Raw genomic sequence first — 1,396 nt, 5'->3', positions numbered from 1 at the left:
CCTGTACTGACCGATCTGGCCTGCTAGCTTTTCGAGGAGTTTCTGTTCGGGATCTGCGTGTTCTCTTCAACATACACTAGATTACCACCTCAGAGTAGCGCAAAACGCGAGATTTAGATACGTTGACCAGCTACAACTCGTGATACCTGATGATCGAGATTTCTGATTCGCTTCGTTCTGTGTTTAGTGCTCAAATCGAAGAACGTGACGGCTCATATATTGTGGATGTCCCGGCGAGTGAAATCGAACACGACGCGCTTGCTGCCGACGAAACGTATCGCGTCGCGATCTTGGCATCAGAATCCTCGACAAGCCAGAAGACCCAGGAAGAGCAACCCCACTCGGGTGCTCAAGAACCAACTCCGGCGTCGGACGGTCCTCCCGTAGACGAAGGTGAAGTCCGCAACGTGACGATCGAGACGACTGGTGATCAAGGTGACGGCATTGCGAAGGTTGAACGCGGCTACGTCGTGATCGTCCCCGGCGGACAACCAGGTGATGAGCCGTCGGTCGAGATCGAGCAAGTCAAAGAGAACGTCGCGTTTGCCAGCATCGTCGAACCCGACTCACGGGCGCTATAACGTCGTTTTACTGGCACCTGTCTATTTGATTGGGATCGTTGGAACCACGACTGTCCTGATCCACCCTACTCGCTCCTTGGCTTACCGATGTACTCCGATTTCATCGTCCCGTTTTCACGATAGTACCGATAGAGATACGGGCCGTGCATATCCGCGGGATCTCCGCTAGCGCACTTACAGCTATCGTCGCCACAGGTGACTTTCTCTTTGACGACCGTTCCATTTTCCGTATTGTCCGGCTCGTCGACGGGCTCGGCAGCCTCGGGAAGCTCGTCAGTGTCGACGGACTGGTCGCGATACTCGATGAGCGCCTCAATATAGTTCTGTACCTCCTGGAGTGTCTCCGTGTCCTGTTTGGGGAGCCCCTCAGCGAGATACTTCGGGAGCGAGGTGGGTGGTGACGGCTGCTCCATACCTTATGTAACAACCGGAGCCATGTTAGCGTTCGGGTGCTACATAAGGTATTGAACCTTCTCTGCCAACCGTGAGCACTTCAGCAATTACTCGAGATCGTAGACCGCAATTTCGTGAGAGCCACACTGTGGACATTCATCGACGTCCTTCTCGATGCTGTATCCACAGTGACGGCACTCGTGGTGCGTTGTCGATGACGGCTCGAGCCTCGCAATCCGCTGGATGAACTGTTTACTGAGCATGGGTGGGGTCAACGATCTCGCCACAGCTTGGACATTCGGCCCACACGCCCGGTCTACCGCTATCTGTTTCATACTCGATGATCGCGTGTCGGCCGGTAACTGTATCGCCACAGAATGAGCAGGTGCCACGGACCGTCTCTGGATTATCGGGGGTCATTC

2 protein-coding genes are annotated in these 1,396 nt (G+C 54.7%); one reads left to right on the top strand and one right to left on the bottom strand.

All coding sequences use genetic code 11. The annotated features are described in order from the left end of the window. Positions 1 to 149: 149 nt before the first annotated feature. Positions 150 to 581: a TRAM domain-containing protein gene (locus tag EXE41_RS18490; RefSeq protein ID WP_137691780.1), complete on the top strand. Its 432-nt coding sequence runs from the start codon at positions 150 to 152 to the stop codon at positions 579 to 581. 65 nt (positions 582 to 646) lie between these two features. Here the strand turns inward: EXE41_RS18490 and EXE41_RS18485 are convergent, their stop codons facing one another. Next, entirely contained in the window at positions 647 to 994 is a 348-nt protein-coding gene (locus EXE41_RS18485) for a DUF6788 family protein (protein ID WP_137691779.1), read from the bottom strand. Positions 995 to 1,396 lie beyond the last annotated feature (402 nt).

Origin of the sequence: Halorubrum sp. SD690R, from assembly GCF_005435035.1 — an archaeon.
Classification (GTDB): domain Archaea; phylum Halobacteriota; class Halobacteria; order Halobacteriales; family Haloferacaceae; genus Halorubrum; species Halorubrum ezzemoulense.
The sequence above is the reverse complement of the archived record's forward strand: the minus strand, read 5'-3'. Positions and strand labels throughout refer to the sequence as shown.

What these genes read in the sequence shown, in the direction of transcription:
- EXE41_RS18485 (WP_137691779.1), bottom strand. Translation starts at nt 994, where the DNA reads ATGGAGCAGCCGTCACCACCCACCTCGCTCCCGAAGTATCTCGCTGAG.
- EXE41_RS18490 (WP_137691780.1), top strand. Translation starts at nt 150, where the DNA reads ATGATCGAGATTTCTGATTCGCTTCGTTCTGTGTTTAGTGCTCAAATC.